Consider the following 15972-nt stretch of genomic DNA (forward strand, 5'->3'; position numbering starts at 1 on the left):
TCCGAGGTCAGAAAATGCGGGTCGTCGGGCGGGCGACCGAGAGTGCGAGCGGCAGGGCGATTTCGTCTATCGCCTGGGGCGCGATCGACAGATGGCCGTCGCTCCGGGAGGGCGACTTCAGATAGCCGACGATGCTGCGCGCCACGGCGTCGCAGTCGGCCTCTCCGTAGCCGATTCCGGCCAGGTCGTCGGCCAGCGAACCGCTGCCGACCTCGTGATAGCCGTTCCTGCGCTCGGGATCGGTGACGGTGTCGTCCATCGCCACCATCAGCAGCCGGCCGCAGACCGGACGCGCCTCGCCGGGCTGGATCGACTGCCCGATCACCAGACCGCCGAAGGCCGGCGACGGGGTCGACGACACCAGCAGGACCATGGACAGAAGCACATCGGCCTCCGCCGCGTCGAAGTTCACCATCAGGAGATTGCGCGAGATCCGCAGGTCGCCGGCGAAGGTCAGCCGCCCCTCGGCCGTGTCCTCGACGTAGTCGATGCGCGGACGGGTGAATCCGGGAGCGGTGGCGATCCGGGACGATCCCCGCACCACCTGTCCGCCGCGCCCGGCCGCCCAGGACAGGGAATAGGTGGCATAGCGTTCGGTCGTCAGCGTCGGCCAGGCGGCGACGGCGGGGTCGGGCCGGGCGACGGACGAGAGCCTCCCCGCGCCGTCGTCGGCCCGCCACCGCGGGTACCGTCGGCTCAGCCTTTCCTTGAAGTGCTCCAGCGAACAGGACCGCACGAACGCACCGTCCTCCCCGAGGTCGAGGAGTTGCGCCAAATCGTGATACGCCTTCCCGTCGCGCGGCGTGGCCCGGCCCTGGGCCCACTTGTAGGCGCGGTCCAGCGTGATGGGGGTGGACGCATCCATCGTGCGGACCCGACCGACCAGTTCGGCCAGGGTCCGGCAGCCGAGCGCTTCGGTGGCCATCAACAGTTTGTCTGAAAAGAGCCGGTGGCTCTTCTGGGTGCGCATGACGGTGTCTTCTCCAACGATTGCCGACCGCGTCCACGCCCCATCGTCGCGCTCGTCTTAGGGGTAGAACGCATTGTCCGGCCGCACGTTCCCCGGAAGTGCCGGGCTTTCTCACCCGCCGGGCCCGCCCGCGCCGCGTCCGGCCGGCACCCCACCGCACGGGTAGATTGAACCGCAGCCCCATCGGAAAGGAGTCGGATCCCCAAGCCGCCCGGCCCCACCGGGACCGGTTGCGGGATCCGGCGGGAGCGGGCCTAATCCAGGACGCGCTTGTTCGTCCGGGGAGCCCGCTTGACCGATCTGATCATCGATCTGCTGCCGCTCTTCATGTTCCTGACATTGATGGGCCTCGTGTTCACCAGCTACCCGATCGGGTTCGCGCTGGGCGGCACGGCAATCCTGTACGGCTTCATCGGTATGGCGCTCGACGTGTTCTCCTTTCCGGAGTTCTTCGTCTTCGTGCCCCGGGTCTGGAGCATCGCGGAAAACCTGCAGATCATCGCGGTGCCGCTCTTCGTCTTCATGGGCGTGATGCTGGAGCGCTCGCGCATCGCCCAGGACCTGCTGGAGGCGCTGCAGATGCTGCTGCGGCCGGTCCCCGGCGGCATGGCCCTGGCGGTGACCCTGATGGGGGTGATCTTCGCCGCCATCACCGGCGTGGTCGGGGCCTCGGTGATCATGCTGACCCTGATCGCCCTGCCCACCATGCTGAAGGCCGGGTACCGGCCTTCCCTGGCGCTGGGGACCATCGCCGCGTCGTCCACCCTCGGCATCCTGATCCCGCCGAGCATCCTGATCGTCTTCCTCAGCGAGATGATGCAGATCTCCTTCGGCTATCTGTTCGCCGCGGTGATCTGGCCGGGGCTGCTGCTGTCGGGCCTCTACCTGCTCTACATCGCCGGCTACGCCTTCCTGGTGAAGGGCGCCGCCCCGCGCCTGCCGCCACCGCCGAAGGACCGCGACCCTCGGGAGTTCTGGGGCGTGCTGGCGCGCGGGATCGTGCCGCCGGCGATCCTGATCTTCCTGGTCATGGGCTCGGTGCTGTCGGGCCTCGCCACCATCACCGAGTCCGCGGCGGTCGGGGCCGGCGGCGCGCTGCTGCTGGCCTGGCTGCGCGGCAATCTCCGCGGCGGCAGGCTGCGCGAGAGCCTGCACCGCTCGGCCATGACGGTCGGCATGATCTTCGTGCTGTTCATCGGCGCCACCAGCTTCGCCTTCGTCTTCCGCATTCTGGGCGGCGACGAGATCGTCCTGTTGCTGATCGACGCCGCCGATCTGGACGCCTGGGGCATCCTGATCATGGTGATCGCGCTGATCTTCCTGATGGGGTTCTTCTTCGACGTGCTGGAGATCATGCTGATCGCCATCCCGATCTTCGGTCCGATCGTCGCCCCACTGGATTTCGGCCCGCACATCGCCCAGGGCGACGTGCTCTACTGGTTCGCGGTGCTGGTGGCGATCACCCTGCAGACCTCGTTCCTGACCCCGCCGATGGGCCTGTCGCTGTTCTACATCAAGGGCGTGGCGCCGGCGTCGATCACCATGCGGCAGATCTATGTGGGGATCGTGCCCTTCGTGATCCTGCAGATGCTCTGCGTCGCCATCGTCATGGCCGAGCCGGAACTGGTGACCGCCCTGCCCCACTGGCTGTTCATCGATTGAGGGAGGGGACTGTGAGCGACCTAACTCTCATCGACTTCCTGGACGCGCAGAGCGCGATCCAGGACCGTGTTCCGGCGCCGATCATAGGGTCCTGGATCGCGCTCTGCGCGTCCAGGAAGTCGGGGGAGGGAATGGTTAGATGCAGACGGAGGCACCCCCGATGACTGCCCGCACGGACGGCCAATCCCCCTGGCGTTCCCTTCTTCGGATCGCCGATGCGCTGGAGCGCCCGGTGGTCCGGGTCGGCGAGGCGGTGTCGTGGCTGTTCCTGCCGCTAATCGCCATCATCCTGTTCGACGCGCTGACCCGCCGCTACCTGCGCAAGCTCGACTTCGTGATGGAGAGCGACCTGCATTTCTACCTGAACTCGCCGGCGATGCAGGACGCCGAGTGGCACCTGCACGCCATCATCATGCTTTGCGCCCTGGGCTATGCCTGCGCCTGCAACGCCCATGTGCGGCTCGACATGCTGCGCGGCCGGCTCGGCGAGCGGGGGCGGCTCTGGGTGGAGTTCCTGGGCGGGCTGTTCCTGCTCATGCCGTTCATGGCGATCTTCGCCGCCGACTGTTTCGACTTCTTCTGGATCGCCTGGGTGCATGACGAGACGGCGGGCGAGACCAACGGCATCGGCGAGCGCTGGGTGATCAAGTTCTTCATGTTTTTCGGGCCGGTGCTGCTGCTGATGGCCGGCGCCTCGGTGCTGATCCGCCTCGCCGTCCGCCTGTTCGGCCCGCCGGAGCTGGCCCCGGACACAAGGACCGAGGCGATCTCCGCGCGGGACTTTTCGGCGTTCAATTGAACGCAGAACATTCTTCCTTATGTACACTCCCCGGATTTATTCCGGGGCCAACCAACGGGCTGTGCGCGGGCCCCTACGCCTGAGACTCGGAAGGGTGGGCCCCGGAATAAATCCGGGGAGTGGGAGGGGGAGCAACCGGAAGCGGAACACCCCAGGGAACAAGTCCAGGGGTGTCCGAGCTATCAGCGGTTAGGCAGCCTCACTTCATCGGCGAATGGGCCGAGGGGAAGAGGAGGATCGAGTTCATCTCGTCCAGCATCTCCGGCCCATTCTTCACGAACTCCTGCCATTCCGGGTCCTGGCCGCAGGCGTTGCGGGCCTCCATCCGGTGCTCGAAGCTGTCATAGACCCAGAGATGGGAGACCTCGTTCGGCTGGCCGGCCTCAGTGGTGAAGATGCCGACGTTCTTGGAGTACTTCTCGCGCACCGGCTGGATCTCGAGGAACTTCTGCATCCAGGGCTTCGCCTTGCCGACCTTGCAGCGGTAGTAGCGGTATTCGTAGATGTGACCCTCGCCCTCCGGCGGGGACAGCGGCTTCATCGGGTTCAGCAGGCGGATGTCCTGGCGCAGGATCAGCGGGCCGGCCTGGGTCAGGTACTTGTTCTTCCAGTCGGCATTCTCGCCCAGCGCCGCGCGCCGCTCGGCCCGGTGGTTGAGGTCGTTATAGGACCACAGGTGGTGCACCTGGTTCAGCGCGCCGATCTCGGTCAGCCAGTAGCCTTCCAGCTTGCCGTACTCGTTGCCGCGGATCGGCCGGCCGACCTCGCCGGACAGCTTGGCCAGCACCGGTGCCTTGCCGGCCGGCGTGGTGTAGGTGCGCAATTCGTAGATCATTCGGGTCTCCCTCCTCATGCCGCCGGACCTTGGAGCCGGCGCTTGTTCAGATTGTCATCATCGGATCGGGGGCGGACGGGCGGTACCGTCCAATTCGGCACCGTGCCTATTCCGCGGCGAGCGGCGGCACCGCCTCCTCCAGCGTGTTGCAGAGGCCATGCACCCGGGTCTGGCGCATGCGGCGGCGATAGGCGTCGGCGTCGTAGCCGACGCCGCGGTGCAGAAGGCAGCGGTTGTCCCAGATCACCAGGTCGCCGGCCTGCCAGCGGTGGCGGTAAATCGATTGCGGCCGGGTCGCCTCCGCCAGCAGCGCATCGAGCAGAACCCGGCTCTCGTCGTGGCTCCAGCCTTCGATCTCCTTGGCATGGGAGCCGATATAGATGTTGCGCGCGCCGGTCGACGGATTGGCGCGGACCAGCCGCTGGCGCACCGGCGGCAGCGAGGCGGCGTGGGACTCCGATACCGGCGCCACCTTGGAGCGGGAATAGACGTAGTCGTGGATGCAGATCAGCGGATCGAGCCGGGCCTGCTCCTCGTTCGGCAGGCGGCTGTAGGCGGCGCGGCCGCTGATGAACTCGGTCTCGCCGCCCTGCTCGGGCACCTCATGCGCCGACATGATCGACACGAAGGTCGGTACTGCGCGGAAGGAGGAATCCGAATGCCACAGGTTGTTACCTGTCTGGAAGACGGTGCGCTGGTGGGCATTGCCGTATTTGGTGCCGTCCTCCATCACATTGCCGATGGTGTGGAAGTGCTCCACCTGGCCGGTCGTGCCCAGGGTCACGTGATTGGCCTCCGGCTCGCCCAGCGCGCGGGTCAGGGCGAGCTGCTCGTCGTCCTGCAGGTTCTGGCCCGGAAACACCAGGAACGAATAGCCGTCGATGGCATCGCGGATCTCGTAGATCAGCGCCTCGCTCAGCGGCTGTTTCAGGTCGGCGCCGGTAAGCCGGGCGCCGAATTCCTCATGCACGGGCGTGATGGTGAATGCCGTCATGGTCGCTCCTCCCTCGCGGTGGCCTCGTCGGGACACCGTCATTGGTTGAAGCAAGCCTGGGCCAACACGGCAGACGCCGCAAGATGCCCAGTCGCGCCGCCGGGCGGGACGCTGCGGCTCAGCCCCTCGGGGGCCGCCCGGAAGCCCGCGGATCCGGCACCGGATCGCGGCCGAAATACAGGACGCCGATGGTCATCGCGACATCCGTGCCGCCGGCGGTGATCGGACAGTGGACGCTCTGATAGCGCCGCCAGGACCGGTCCCGCGCCCAGATCACGTGCCCGCTGCGGAAAACCGGCCGGCCTTCGAGCACGGGACGGCGAAACGTATCGAGCACCTGTTCCCGGGCGCCGCTGTAGTTGCTCCCCAGCACCGTGCGGCCGGTGTAGTCGCGGTCGAGGAACTGGGTGACGGCCGTGCCGACCAGCCGGTAGCGGAAATCGGCGCCGCCCTCGAGCATGTCCATGATGATGACGTGACCGAACCAGGGAGCGAGCTCCTCGAGCGCGAAGTCGGCGCGATCTGGCGCGCCCGCGCCGCCGCATTTGGCGCGCCAGAGCTCGGCAAAGGCGTCGACCATCGGATGGTCGGAGCGCGAGACCACGTCATCCGTCACCGGATCGTCGACGTACTCCGTCCTGCCCTGTCGTATTTCCACTCTCATTCGGACTCCCGGCCTTGAGGTCGTTTCGATCCGGTCGATCGAGGGGACAGGCCGAGCATAGGGACGGGTCGTTAATACGACGTTACTTCGACCGGCCCCGAGCCGCTCTTGCCAGGCGGAGGGTTCAGTCCGCGACGCCCATCAGCCGAGGTCGCAGACGGGCCTGGACCGGCTCCAGCGGGAGCAGCGTGCGCAGGGCCAGATCGCGCAGGGCCCGGGCCAGGGGGCTGCGCAGAGTGACCATGGCGAGCATCCGCTCGGTCTGGCCGATCACCGACAGGCCCACTTTGCGGCGGTCGCGGGAATAGGTCTCCAACCCGCCGCCGACGATCCGATTGGCCAGGACCGTCGCATCCTCGATGCCGAGATTCATCCCGCGCCCGCCCGCCGGCGAATGGATATGCGCGGCATCTCCCGCCAGGAAGACCCGGCCCGAGCCGTAGCTGTCGACGATGCGGTGGCTGGTGGTGAAATCCGTCGTCCAGCTCGGCGCGCCGACGACTCGCCCCACCGGCAGACGGTTCAGCGCGTCCGGTACGGTGGTGACGATCCGGAACCGGCGGCGCCCCAGCGGCAGGATGAGCATGGCGTGCTCCGGCTGAAGATGCATCGTCGCCTCGTCGTCGCCATAGGGTCCGTCGAGCTCCACATCGGCCAGGTTCCAGGTCAGGTCGTGCCGCGACCCGGGGAAGCCGACCCCGAGCCCCTTGCGCACCACGCTGTGGGCGCCGTCGGCCCCGACGAGGTAGTCGACCGTCGCCGTTTCCTCCCAGCCGCCGGGTCCCGAGAGTGTCGCGGCCACCCGCTCTCCCTCCTGTTGGAAGCCGGTCAACTCGGTCTCCCTCTCGACCCGGCCGCCAAGGGCGTTCAGGTCCTCCTCGAGAATGCGCTCGGTCTCCGATTGCGGCAGGCAGACGAGGTAATTGTAGCGATGCGGCAGCCGTGAGAGGTCGATGGTGGCAAGCGGGATGCCGTCGCCGAAGAACCGCATCCGGTGGATCCGCTGGCCGGCCTCGATCAGCCGGTCGGACAGGCCCGACGCTTCCAGGTGTTCCAGGGTCCGCACATTGATCGCCAGAGCTTTGCTCAGGATCGTCCGAGCGCCGTTTCGATCCACGATGCGGACCTCGGCGCCGTTGCGGAGCAGTCTATCCGCCGCGGCGAGACCGACCGGCCCGGCGCCGACGATCAGCACTCTCGGTTTCGCCACCCTGCTCTCCCTCGTTCGCGACGACAGTCGGGACATCGACGCCATCATACCCGTTTGACGCGGAAAAGTCGGCCACGGGAAGGCGACGGGATCCCCAGGGGTCCGATCGAATACAGAACCTTGATCAATCCAAGGCGTCGACTGGGCTGAAACCAAGGGACGAGTGGCGATGCCACGGTGGTTTTTTGTGATCCTTATCACACGTCAAGCTTTCGACTCACCTTACCTCCTCACCTATAGTGTGAGAGGGAAGAGATACGGGGTGCGATCTGGCGTGAGACCAGGGGCCCGCAGGCACTAGGGAGAACGGACGCGCGCTTATTATGTGTGTGCGTTCGGACTGCGGAACACCGTCCCCCCGAGACCTTGCACAACTCTACGTCCACGGGGGATGGGACTATGGGTAGTTGGTCGGTGGGGATCGTCGACAGCGGCGTGACCAATGAAACGGAAGCCGCCTACGGCGCCAGCGTCTTCGCGCGCGACTATTACGGCAGGGACACCGATACGGACGGGGGCAGGCTTACCTCCCACGGCTCCAAGGTGGCGCAGGCGGCCGAGCAGACGAACAGCTATCTGGACCGGCTCGACCTGCAGATCTCCAACGACAGCGGCAGCCGGATCTCCAGCTTTGCGATCCGCGACGCCCTGAACGATGTGAACCGCCTGGCGAGCGACGGGTGGAACATCGGCGCCATCAACATGAGCTTCGGCGGGGTCACCTCCTCGTGGACCAGCTACTTCCGCTCCCAGATCGCCATCCTCCATGACCAGCGGATCTACTGCGTCGCATCGGCGGGAAACAGCGGGACGCGGACCTATCTTGAGTACCCGCACTACCCGGCGCGCTTCGGCAACGTGCTGTCGGTCGGCAGCCATGACGGTCAGGGCAATCCGAGCTGGTTCTCCCAGAATTACAGCGGCGGCGTGCATGTCCTGGCCGATGGCGAGAACTTTCCCAACCAGGGGGATTACGGAACCAGCTACTCCGCCCCTCAGGTGACCGCCACCGTGGCGACGATGCAGGCCCTGGTCGAAGCCTCGACCGGGACCCGACTGACCTTCAGCGAAGTCGTGGACGGCCTCCAGCAGGGCGGGCATGCACCGCGCTCCGGCCTCGATACGGCGGACTCCAGGACCTCCTACTACCTGCTCGACCACCAGGGAGCGGTGAACTACGTCCTGTCGACCCATGTCGACCCGAGCGTTTCCTGGCTGGAATACATCGCTTCCTATTCCGATCTGGAGGCCGTCTTCGGCCGCGACACCGCCGCCGCCCGCAGCCACTTCATCCATTCCGGGGTATGGGAGGGGCGGTTCTCCGAGTTCGACGGGCTGGAGTATCTGGCGAGCTACAGCGACCTGCGGGCCGCGTTCGGGACCGATCGGCACGCGGCCGTTACCCATTATCTCGATTCCGGCCGGGCGGAGGGGCGGACCGTCTCCTTCGACGCCGACGCGTACATGGCTGCCAATCCCGACATCGCGGCGGTCGTGAACGGCGACCGCGACCGGGCGACGGAGCATTGGATCGCGAACGGAGCGGCCGAGGGACGGTCCCCCGGCCATTCCGGGCTGGCCAGCGCGGGAGCCGCCCCCGAGCCGATCGCCGTCGTCGCGGAGGGTGGAACGGACTTCGCGCGAACGTCGGACGGCGCCGGCCGGATCGCGGTGGGCCAATCGGCCTCGGGGGAGATCCAGAGCGACGGGGACCGGGACTGGTACGCCGCCGACCTCGCCGACGGACAGACGGTGATGGTCCATGTCTCCGGCGCGCCCGGGGGCGGCGGATCGCTGGTCGACGCCGACATCTACGTCTACGACGAGGCCGGTCACTATATCGCCTACGACTTCGACAGCGGCAGCGGAAGCGATGCGCAGCTCGCCTTCACCGCGCCGACCTCGGGGACCTATTATTTGGAAGTGGACGGCCATCTGGGGCACACGGGCAGCTATTCGCTGAGCGTCGCCGCGCTCACCGCGTCGGCCATGGACGATCTCGCCGCCGGCATCGATGCGACCGATCGGGAGCCCGCCAGCTTCGAGGACCTTCGGATCGCCCTGCTTTCGGACGGTGGTCTCGCCACCGATCCGTTCGGTCTGCTCTGAGGCGCCGCCTCACCCGAGGTCGCGCAGCCGCTCTCCGCCGAACACCACGCTGACCACCGTCCCGTCGCCCGGCGCACTGCGCAGGCCGACTTCCGCGCCATGCAGTTCCGCCAGCATCTTCACCAGGTAAAGGCCGAGCCCGGTCCCCTCGGCCTGGGCGAGAGCCGGGTTCCGCGCCCGGGTGAAGGGTTCCCAGATCGTCTTCTGGTCCTGGGCGTCGATCCCGGCGCCGGTATCGGCCACCGACAGGGTCATGGTCTCATCGTCGCCCCGTTCGAGGCGGATCTCCACCAGCCCGCCGGGCGGCGTGAACTTCAGCGCATTGGAGACGAGGTTGGTCAGGATCTGGCGGATCGCCTTCGCGTCCGCATACAGGGCGGGGACCTGATCCGGGAGGTCGATCTGCAGCCTCACACCCTTGCGGTCGGCCTCGACGCCGAGCACGGTCTTGGTCGAGGCGATCTCGCGGGCGATATCGACCCAGCTCTCGTTGATCTCGAATCCTCCGCTCTCGATCTTCGACAGATCCAGGAGGTCGTTCACCAGGGCCAGAAGGTGCTGGCTGCTCTCGTGGATGATCTCGGCATATTCCTGCTCCCGGGTCTTCTCCTGGTTCGGCCGGTGCTGAAGCTTCAGGATCTGGGAGAAACCGATGATCGCGGTGAGCGGGGTGCGGATCTCGTGGCTGATCCGCGCGAGGAACGCGCTCTTCGCCCGCGTCGCATGTTCGGCACGCTGCAGGGCGGAGCGGACCTGCTGATCGCGGCTGACGAGGTCCGAGTTGGCCTCCGCAAGATCCAGGGCGTGCGACAACAACGCCTGTTGCGCCTGGATCGCCCGGCTTATCACCACCGCCCCCGCCGCCATCGCCAGGACCAGCAGGACGATCGCCGGCACGGCCAGGTCCCGCAGGGCGTTGAGGCCGGCATCCGGGCTGTCCCAGTCGAGAAAGGCGAGGTCCGAGCCGTCCGACCGAACCAGGCGCACCGCCTCGTCCGAGACCGTCTCGGGGTCGAAGGCGATCCGGAGATTGGGCAGGGCGAACCGCTCGGCGGAGCTTTTCAGCCAGATATCGTCCAGCGGACGGAGCACGATCAGCACCGGTCGCGGGTGCGGCTCCATCTGCGCCGGGGACGGCCGTTCCGGGGTGATGGCGGCAACCCCCGCGACGGACACGCCCATCTCGGTCAGCACCAGACAGGGAAGCCCTTCGGGATTGTCCATCGGCGACGCCCTGGACCGGGCGATCACATAGCCCAGGTCCCGCACCACCCGGTCCACCGCCTCGGCGTCGAAGGCGGGGCGGGTCGGATGGTTCCAGAAGAACACCACATCGTCGTTCTCATCGATGACGATGGAGCCGGTCACCCCGAAGGTGTCGGCCAGGTAGCTGCCCAGATCGTTCTCCGCCCACCGCCTGTCCAGGTCGACCAGCACGTTCTCGATGGTGACATCCCAATAGGCGTAATCCTTGGCGAGAAGTCCCAGATCGCCGGTCACGTCCTCGATCGCCGTCTGGGCGAGACGCCCCGAGGACCGCGCCGCCGTCCGGTCGATCTCCACCACCGCCAGCCACAGCGCCCCGCCGGCGAGCGCCACGGCGAACAGAACCAGGGCGGCGACGGGCAGATAGAGCTGCCAGGCGGATACGCCACCACGCTGTCCCGGAACCGCCTGGTCCGCGTATTTGCCTGTCACCGTTGGCTCTTCCATCCTCGCCCCACGGCTCGACGCTACCATCGCGATGAGAGCCGGCAAAGGGTCGCGACGTTTGTGAGTTTCCCCACATCCTTGGCGCATGAGTCGTTTTCGGGCAGCCGCAAGTCCTTCTTGCGGCATGGATCCGGACGGGATGCGGAGCGCCCGCCCCCGCCACCCCGGTCGGCCGATCAGCCTCAGGAAAGCTTATGCTCGCTCAGGAAGTCCGTTTTAAATGAGAGCCCGTGCCCGGGCCGTTCCGGCGGGGTATAGACACCCCGGTCCGGCAGGATCGGCTCGACCCAGGCGTCCTCCATCCAATCGACGTATTCGATCCAGTGCGGATTCGGAATCGCCGCCATCAGGTGGACCATCAGTTCCGGGAACAGATGCGGCGCGATCCGCATGCCTGAGGTCTGGGCCATCGCCGCGATCCGCCGCAGCTCGGTGAAACCGCCGCGCATCACGTCGGGCTGCAGGATCGGGATTTTGGGATGGGCGAAGAACGGCCGCAGGTCGTAGCGGGTGAAGTGGGTCTCCCCGCCGACCACGCGCAGGTCCAGCGCGTCGGCGATACGGAAATAGCCGGCGGTGTCCTCGCAATCCACCGGCTCCTCCAGCCAGTAGACGCCATGGTCCTGGAACCGCCTGCCGACGGCGATCGCCTGGTCGGCGGTCCAGCCCATGTTCACGTCGATGCAGATCTCCACCCCTTCGCCCAGTGCAGTCCGCATGGCGGCCACATGGGCGACGTCGGTGCGGTCGTCATAGAGATGGCCGGCCTGCATCTTGATCGCCTTGAAGCCGCGGCCGACATAGCGCTTCGCCTTGTCGACCATGCCGTCGCCGCCGAGCCCGCGCCAGCAGCCGCTGCCATAGGCCTCCAGCCGCTTGGCCGACCCGCCCCACAGCCGGAACATCGGCAGGCCGGCCAGCTTCGCCGTGGCGTCCCACAGGGCGATATCCAGGGCCGACTGCGCCATGACCGTGATGCCCATGCGGCCGATCCAGTAGTTGGACCGCCACAGCTCCTCCCACAGGGTCTCGACCTCGGTGACGTCACGGCCGAGGGCATGCGGTTTGACCAGTTCCTCGATGCAGGTGGCGATGGTCTCCAGCCCGCCATTGAGGATCTGCAGGTAGCCCATGCCGACCACCCCGCCCGCGGTCTCCACTTCCACGACGATCAGCTCGCGCAGCCTGTCGTAGCTCGGCGACCAGCGCGGCGGGTCGATCCACGGCGCGCGCAGCTTATGCACCCGGATATCGGCGATCCGGCGATTCTTGGCGGACATTGTCCGTCCTCCCCTGTTGGCGTTGTTTTGCCGTCAGGATAGGCGGGCCGACGGACGGGCTCTACCCCCGCTCGTAGCACGCTGGTACCGTCGCCCAGCGACCCGCGGCCAACGCGGGCGGCAAGCCAGAGACAGGACATCGAGGAGGAAGAGGGATGAACCAGGCAACCGTGCTGGCCCAGGTGGCGCGGAGCTTCGCCGGCCGTCCGGCCCTGTCATTGGGCACCGAGACGCTGTGCGAATATGCGGGCTTCGCCGATCGGGTGGCGCGCCGGGCGGGCGGGCTGCGCGCGCTCGGGCTGCAGGACGGCGACCGGGTGGCTCTGGTCATGAAGAACAGCCCGGAATGCTGGGAATCCCTCTACGCGATCTGGCATGCCGGGCTGGCGGCGGTGCCGGTCAACGCCAAGCTGCACCCCAAGGAACACGCCTTCATCCTGGAGAATTCCGGCAGCCGCGCCTGTCTCGCCACGCCGGAGCTGGCGGCAGACCTCGCCGGCATCCGCGGCGAGACGCCGGCGCTGGAGCACCTGATCTCCACCGACAGCACAGACTACGCGTCGCTGGGCGCCGGCAGGCCGGCAGCACTCGCCGACACCAAGCCGACCGACCTCGCCTGGCTGTTCTACACCTCCGGCACCACCGGCCGGCCCAAGGGCGCGATGCTGACCCACCGCAATCTGATGTCGGCGGTGATGAACTACTACGGCGATGTGGACACCATCCTGCCGACCGACAGCATCATCCACTCCGCCCCGATGAGCCACGGCTCCGGTCTCTACGGCCTGCCGCACGTGGCCCACGGCGCCAATACGGTGGTGCCGAAATCCGGCGGCTTCGACGTGGCCGAGACCCTGGCGCTGATCGAGCGCTGGCCCGGCGTCTCCTTCTTCTTCGCGCCGACCATGGTCACGCGGCTGATCAACACGCCGAACATCGAGCAGGCCGACCTGTCGAACCTGAAGACCATCATCTATGGCGGCGCGCCGATGTATCTGGAGGACGTGAAGCGGGCGCTCTCCCTGCTTGGCCCGAAGCTGGTGCAGATCTACGGCCAGGGCGAGGCGCCGATGACCATCACCGGCCTGCCCAAGCACATCTTCACCGACACCGGCCACCCGCGCTACGAGGCCCGGATCGGCTCCACCGGCTTCCCGCGTACCGACGTGGAGGTCCGCGTGGTCAACGAGGACGGCAAGGACGTGCCGGTCGGCGAACCGGGCGAGGTGATCTGCCGCGGCGACGTGGTCATGGTCGGGTACTGGAACAATCCCGAGGCCACCGCGTCGTCCCTGCGCGACGGCTGGCTGTGGACCGGCGATGTCGGCAGCTTCGACGAGGAGGGTTTCCTGACCCTGAAGGACCGGTCCAAGGACGTGATCATCTCGGGTGGCACCAACATCTACCCGCGCGAGGTGGAAGAGGTGCTGCTGCGCCATCCGGCCGTGCTGGAATGCGCGGTGATCGGCCGCCAGCATCCGGACTGGGGCGAGGAGGTCGTCGCCTTCGTGCGCCCGCATCCGGGCCAGACCGTCACCCCGACCGAGCTGGATGCGCTCTGCCTCGACAACATCGCCCGGTTCAAGCGACCGAAGGACTATCTGCTGGTGGACGACCTGCCGAAAAACAACTACGGCAAAATCCTGAAAACCGAACTCCGCAAACTGGCCGCACCCGCGGCCGACTAACCGAACGGATCCCTGCATGGACAATACGCCCTGGGGCTGCGACAGCGATTACGGCGTGCTGCGCGACGTGGCCCTTCGCTCGCCCGAGCATTTCGGCTGGTTCGGCGCCAATGCCGTCGCCAAGGAGACCCTGCGCAAGGGCATCACCTTCGACGCCAAGCTCGCCACCGACCAGCACGCCGCCTTCGTCGCCGCGTTCGAGGATGCCGGCGTGCGCGTGCACATGGTCGAGCCGGATCCGGCCCTGCGCTATCACGTCTATACCCGCGACCCGGCGATCATGACCCCCTGGGGCATCCTGATCGGCCAGATGCAGCGCGAGCAGCGCCGCGGCGAGGTCGCGCCGACCGTGCGCTTCCACCAGAACACCGGCATTCCGATCTGGAACTGGGTCACCGCCGGAGCGCTGGAGGGCGGCGACGTCCACCTGCTGCGCCCGGGTGTGGCCGCCATCGGCATGTCCGGCAACCGCACCACCAAGGAAGGGGCGGAGCAGGCCAAGGCCTGGTTCGAGGCCGAAGGCTGGGAGTGCCGGATCATCCCGATCGCCGAGCATTTCCTGCACCTGGACCTGCTCATTTCCATGGTGAACGAGTCCCTGGCGCTGGTCTGCACCGACGTGGTCGAGCCGGAAATCGTCAACTGGCTGGCCGAGCTCGGGATCAAGGCCGTTCCGACGACTTATGCCGACGCCATGCGGCTGGCCGGCAACTGCCTGTCGCTCGGCAACGACCGGGTGATCTCCTCGGCGGAAGCCGAAACGGCCAACGCACAATTGCGCAGCCTCGGCATCAAAGTATACGATCCGGCGCTAACGATGTTCACGCTCGCCGGTGGCGGACCCAGGTGTCTGTCCCAGCCGCTCAGGAGAGAGCCCGTCAAGGCGGGCTGACCCGCATCATATCGCCGTCCCGCCGCGCATCCGCCCGGCGGGATCGGGCTCGGGGGAACCCGCCCGGACCGGCACAGACCAGGCATTGGACAGGACCGTCACCCGGCGATGGTATCTAAGAACCGCAGGATCGATCGTGCCGCTTTCACCGACTTGGTGGAGAAGCACGAACGCTATCTCCAGAACCCCAAGACGGGCGACCGCATCAACCTGCTCGACGCGACCCTGACCGGCGTTCAGGCGACCGACCTGGACCTCCACAATTCCGCCTTCCCCGGCGGGATCTTCATCAACTGCTCGTTCTGGCGGGTGAATTTCCAGGAGTCCAATTTCGAGCTCTGCGACATGAGCGTGTGCACCTTCGAGGGTTCCAACATGCGCAACGCCGACCTGCGCGGCGTGCGGATGAAGGGCTCCAACATGAAGAAGGTCGATCTCAGCGGCGCCGATCTCGGCCCGGCGACCTCGGTCATGCCGGGCGGTGCCGACGTCTCCGACCTGAGCGATGTGGACCTGGAGCGCGCGGAACTCCGCAAGACGGTGCTCGCCGGCGCCAACATGCGCCGGGCCAACCTGTTCGAATGCAACCTGGAAGGTGCGGTTCTCAAGGACGCCGCCCTGGAGGACGCCAACCTCTCCGGCGCCAACCTGAACGGTGCCGATCTGAGAGGCGCCAAGCTGAAAGGCGCGCATCTGCGCAACACCAAGCTGGCCGGCGCCAATCTGGACGGCGCCGATCTGGAAGGGGCGAAGGGCTTCTTCGGTCAGTCGGAACTCGACGAGGCCACCCAGCGCAAGCTCGCAGCCCATATCGAATGGGTGATGAGCGAAGGCAAGGAGGGGGCCCGCGCGATCCTCAAGGGCGCCAAGTTCGTCAAGAAGAACCTGGCCTATATCGAGCTGACCTGCGCCGACCTGTCGGGCGCCGACCTGCGCCACTGCAACCTGACCGGCGCCTACCTCGCCGGGGCCGATCTGCACGGCGCCGACCTGACCGGCGCGACCATGACCGAAGCCGATCTGCGCGGCGCCGACCTGACCGGCGCGGTGCTGGAGGGCGTGGATCTCAGCGACGCCCAGACCAAAGAACTGGTCGTGCGCTCGCGCAACGGCACCACCAAGCTGAAGACCCGGATCGACGTCTATCCCTGAGCGG

At 67.1% G+C, this 15972-nt stretch carries 13 protein-coding genes; 6 read left to right on the top strand and 7 right to left on the bottom strand.

Going from position 1 to position 15972, the window contains the following annotated elements; genetic code table 11:
- Positions 1 to 7: 7 nt before the first annotated feature.
- Entirely contained in the window at positions 8 to 970 is a 963-nt protein-coding gene (locus tag T8K17_RS00245) for a hypothetical protein (protein WP_322332525.1), read from the bottom strand.
- Between the two features lie 291 nt (positions 971 to 1261).
- Between T8K17_RS00245 and T8K17_RS00250 the strand changes: the two genes are divergently transcribed.
- Complete coding sequence (locus tag T8K17_RS00250; protein WP_322332526.1) at positions 1262 to 2632, top strand: TRAP transporter large permease; 1371 nt, start codon at positions 1262 to 1264, stop codon at positions 2630 to 2632.
- Positions 2633 to 2792: 160 nt separating this feature from the next.
- Positions 2793 to 3431, top strand: coding sequence for a TRAP transporter small permease subunit (locus T8K17_RS00255; RefSeq protein ID WP_322332527.1), 639 nt, complete (start codon positions 2793 to 2795; stop codon positions 3429 to 3431).
- A 199-nt stretch (positions 3432 to 3630) separates the two neighbouring features.
- Here T8K17_RS00255 and T8K17_RS00260 read toward each other — a convergent pair whose 3' ends face one another.
- The 4 genes from T8K17_RS00260 to T8K17_RS00275 all read right to left on the bottom strand — a co-directional run bounded on the left by T8K17_RS00260 (position 3631) and on the right by T8K17_RS00275 (position 7134).
- The gene (locus T8K17_RS00260) at positions 3631 to 4266 is read right to left on the bottom strand and encodes an NIPSNAP family protein (RefSeq protein WP_322332528.1); all 636 of its coding nucleotides are present in this window, start codon (positions 4264 to 4266) and stop codon (positions 3631 to 3633) included.
- Between the two features lie 106 nt (positions 4267 to 4372).
- Positions 4373 to 5260, bottom strand: coding sequence for a TauD/TfdA family dioxygenase (locus T8K17_RS00265; protein WP_322332529.1), 888 nt, complete (start codon positions 5258 to 5260; stop codon positions 4373 to 4375).
- Positions 5261 to 5378: 118 nt separating this feature from the next.
- A complete protein-coding gene (locus T8K17_RS00270) occupies positions 5379 to 5918 on the bottom strand; it encodes a PAS domain-containing protein (RefSeq protein ID WP_322332530.1) in 540 nt (179 codons plus the stop codon).
- Between the two features lie 130 nt (positions 5919 to 6048).
- On the bottom strand, positions 6049 to 7134 hold the full coding sequence (locus T8K17_RS00275) for an FAD-dependent oxidoreductase (RefSeq protein WP_322332531.1): 1086 nt from the start codon (positions 7132 to 7134) through the stop codon (positions 6049 to 6051).
- Between the two features lie 399 nt (positions 7135 to 7533).
- Between T8K17_RS00275 and T8K17_RS00280 the strand changes: the two genes are divergently transcribed.
- Positions 7534 to 9243: a S8 family serine peptidase gene (locus tag T8K17_RS00280; RefSeq protein WP_322332532.1), complete on the top strand. Its 1710-nt coding sequence runs from the start codon at positions 7534 to 7536 to the stop codon at positions 9241 to 9243.
- A gap of 9 nt (positions 9244 to 9252) precedes the next feature.
- Here the strand turns inward: T8K17_RS00280 and T8K17_RS00285 are convergent, their stop codons facing one another.
- Complete coding sequence (locus T8K17_RS00285; protein ID WP_322332533.1) at positions 9253 to 10941, bottom strand: sensor histidine kinase; 1689 nt, start codon at positions 10939 to 10941, stop codon at positions 9253 to 9255.
- A 197-nt stretch (positions 10942 to 11138) separates the two neighbouring features.
- Positions 11139 to 12236: a mandelate racemase/muconate lactonizing enzyme family protein gene (locus T8K17_RS00290; RefSeq protein ID WP_322332534.1), complete on the bottom strand. Its 1098-nt coding sequence runs from the start codon at positions 12234 to 12236 to the stop codon at positions 11139 to 11141.
- Between the two features lie 155 nt (positions 12237 to 12391).
- Between T8K17_RS00290 and T8K17_RS00295 the strand changes: the two genes are divergently transcribed.
- The 3 genes from T8K17_RS00295 to T8K17_RS00305 all read left to right on the top strand — a co-directional run bounded on the left by T8K17_RS00295 (position 12392) and on the right by T8K17_RS00305 (position 15968).
- Positions 12392 to 13924: a long-chain fatty acid--CoA ligase gene (locus tag T8K17_RS00295; RefSeq protein ID WP_322332535.1), complete on the top strand. Its 1533-nt coding sequence runs from the start codon at positions 12392 to 12394 to the stop codon at positions 13922 to 13924.
- A gap of 16 nt (positions 13925 to 13940) precedes the next feature.
- Positions 13941 to 14816: a dimethylarginine dimethylaminohydrolase family protein gene (locus tag T8K17_RS00300; RefSeq protein ID WP_322332536.1), complete on the top strand. Its 876-nt coding sequence runs from the start codon at positions 13941 to 13943 to the stop codon at positions 14814 to 14816.
- Between the two features lie 108 nt (positions 14817 to 14924).
- Complete coding sequence (locus T8K17_RS00305; RefSeq protein WP_322332537.1) at positions 14925 to 15968, top strand: pentapeptide repeat-containing protein; 1044 nt, start codon at positions 14925 to 14927, stop codon at positions 15966 to 15968.
- Positions 15969 to 15972 lie beyond the last annotated feature (4 nt).

Origin of the sequence: Thalassobaculum sp. OXR-137 (assembly GCF_034377285.1) — a bacterium.
Lineage (GTDB): Bacteria > Pseudomonadota > Alphaproteobacteria > Thalassobaculales > Thalassobaculaceae > Thalassobaculum.

Excerpts from the sequence above, each read along its gene's own strand:
- T8K17_RS00245 (WP_322332525.1), bottom strand. The coding sequence starts at position 970 with ATGCGCACCCAGAAGAGCCACCGGCTCTTTTCAGACAAACTGTTGATG.
- T8K17_RS00255 (WP_322332527.1), top strand. The coding sequence starts at position 2,793 with ATGACTGCCCGCACGGACGGCCAATCCCCCTGGCGTTCCCTTCTTCGG.
- T8K17_RS00260 (WP_322332528.1), bottom strand. The coding sequence starts at position 4,266 with ATGATCTACGAATTGCGCACCTACACCACGCCGGCCGGCAAGGCACCG.
- T8K17_RS00265 (WP_322332529.1), bottom strand. The coding sequence starts at position 5,260 with ATGACGGCATTCACCATCACGCCCGTGCATGAGGAATTCGGCGCCCGG.
- T8K17_RS00280 (WP_322332532.1), top strand. The coding sequence starts at position 7,534 with ATGGGTAGTTGGTCGGTGGGGATCGTCGACAGCGGCGTGACCAATGAA.
- T8K17_RS00290 (WP_322332534.1), bottom strand. The coding sequence starts at position 12,236 with ATGTCCGCCAAGAATCGCCGGATCGCCGATATCCGGGTGCATAAGCTG.
- T8K17_RS00295 (WP_322332535.1), top strand. The coding sequence starts at position 12,392 with ATGAACCAGGCAACCGTGCTGGCCCAGGTGGCGCGGAGCTTCGCCGGC.
- T8K17_RS00300 (WP_322332536.1), top strand. The coding sequence starts at position 13,941 with ATGGACAATACGCCCTGGGGCTGCGACAGCGATTACGGCGTGCTGCGC.
- T8K17_RS00305 (WP_322332537.1), top strand. The coding sequence starts at position 14,925 with ATGGTATCTAAGAACCGCAGGATCGATCGTGCCGCTTTCACCGACTTG.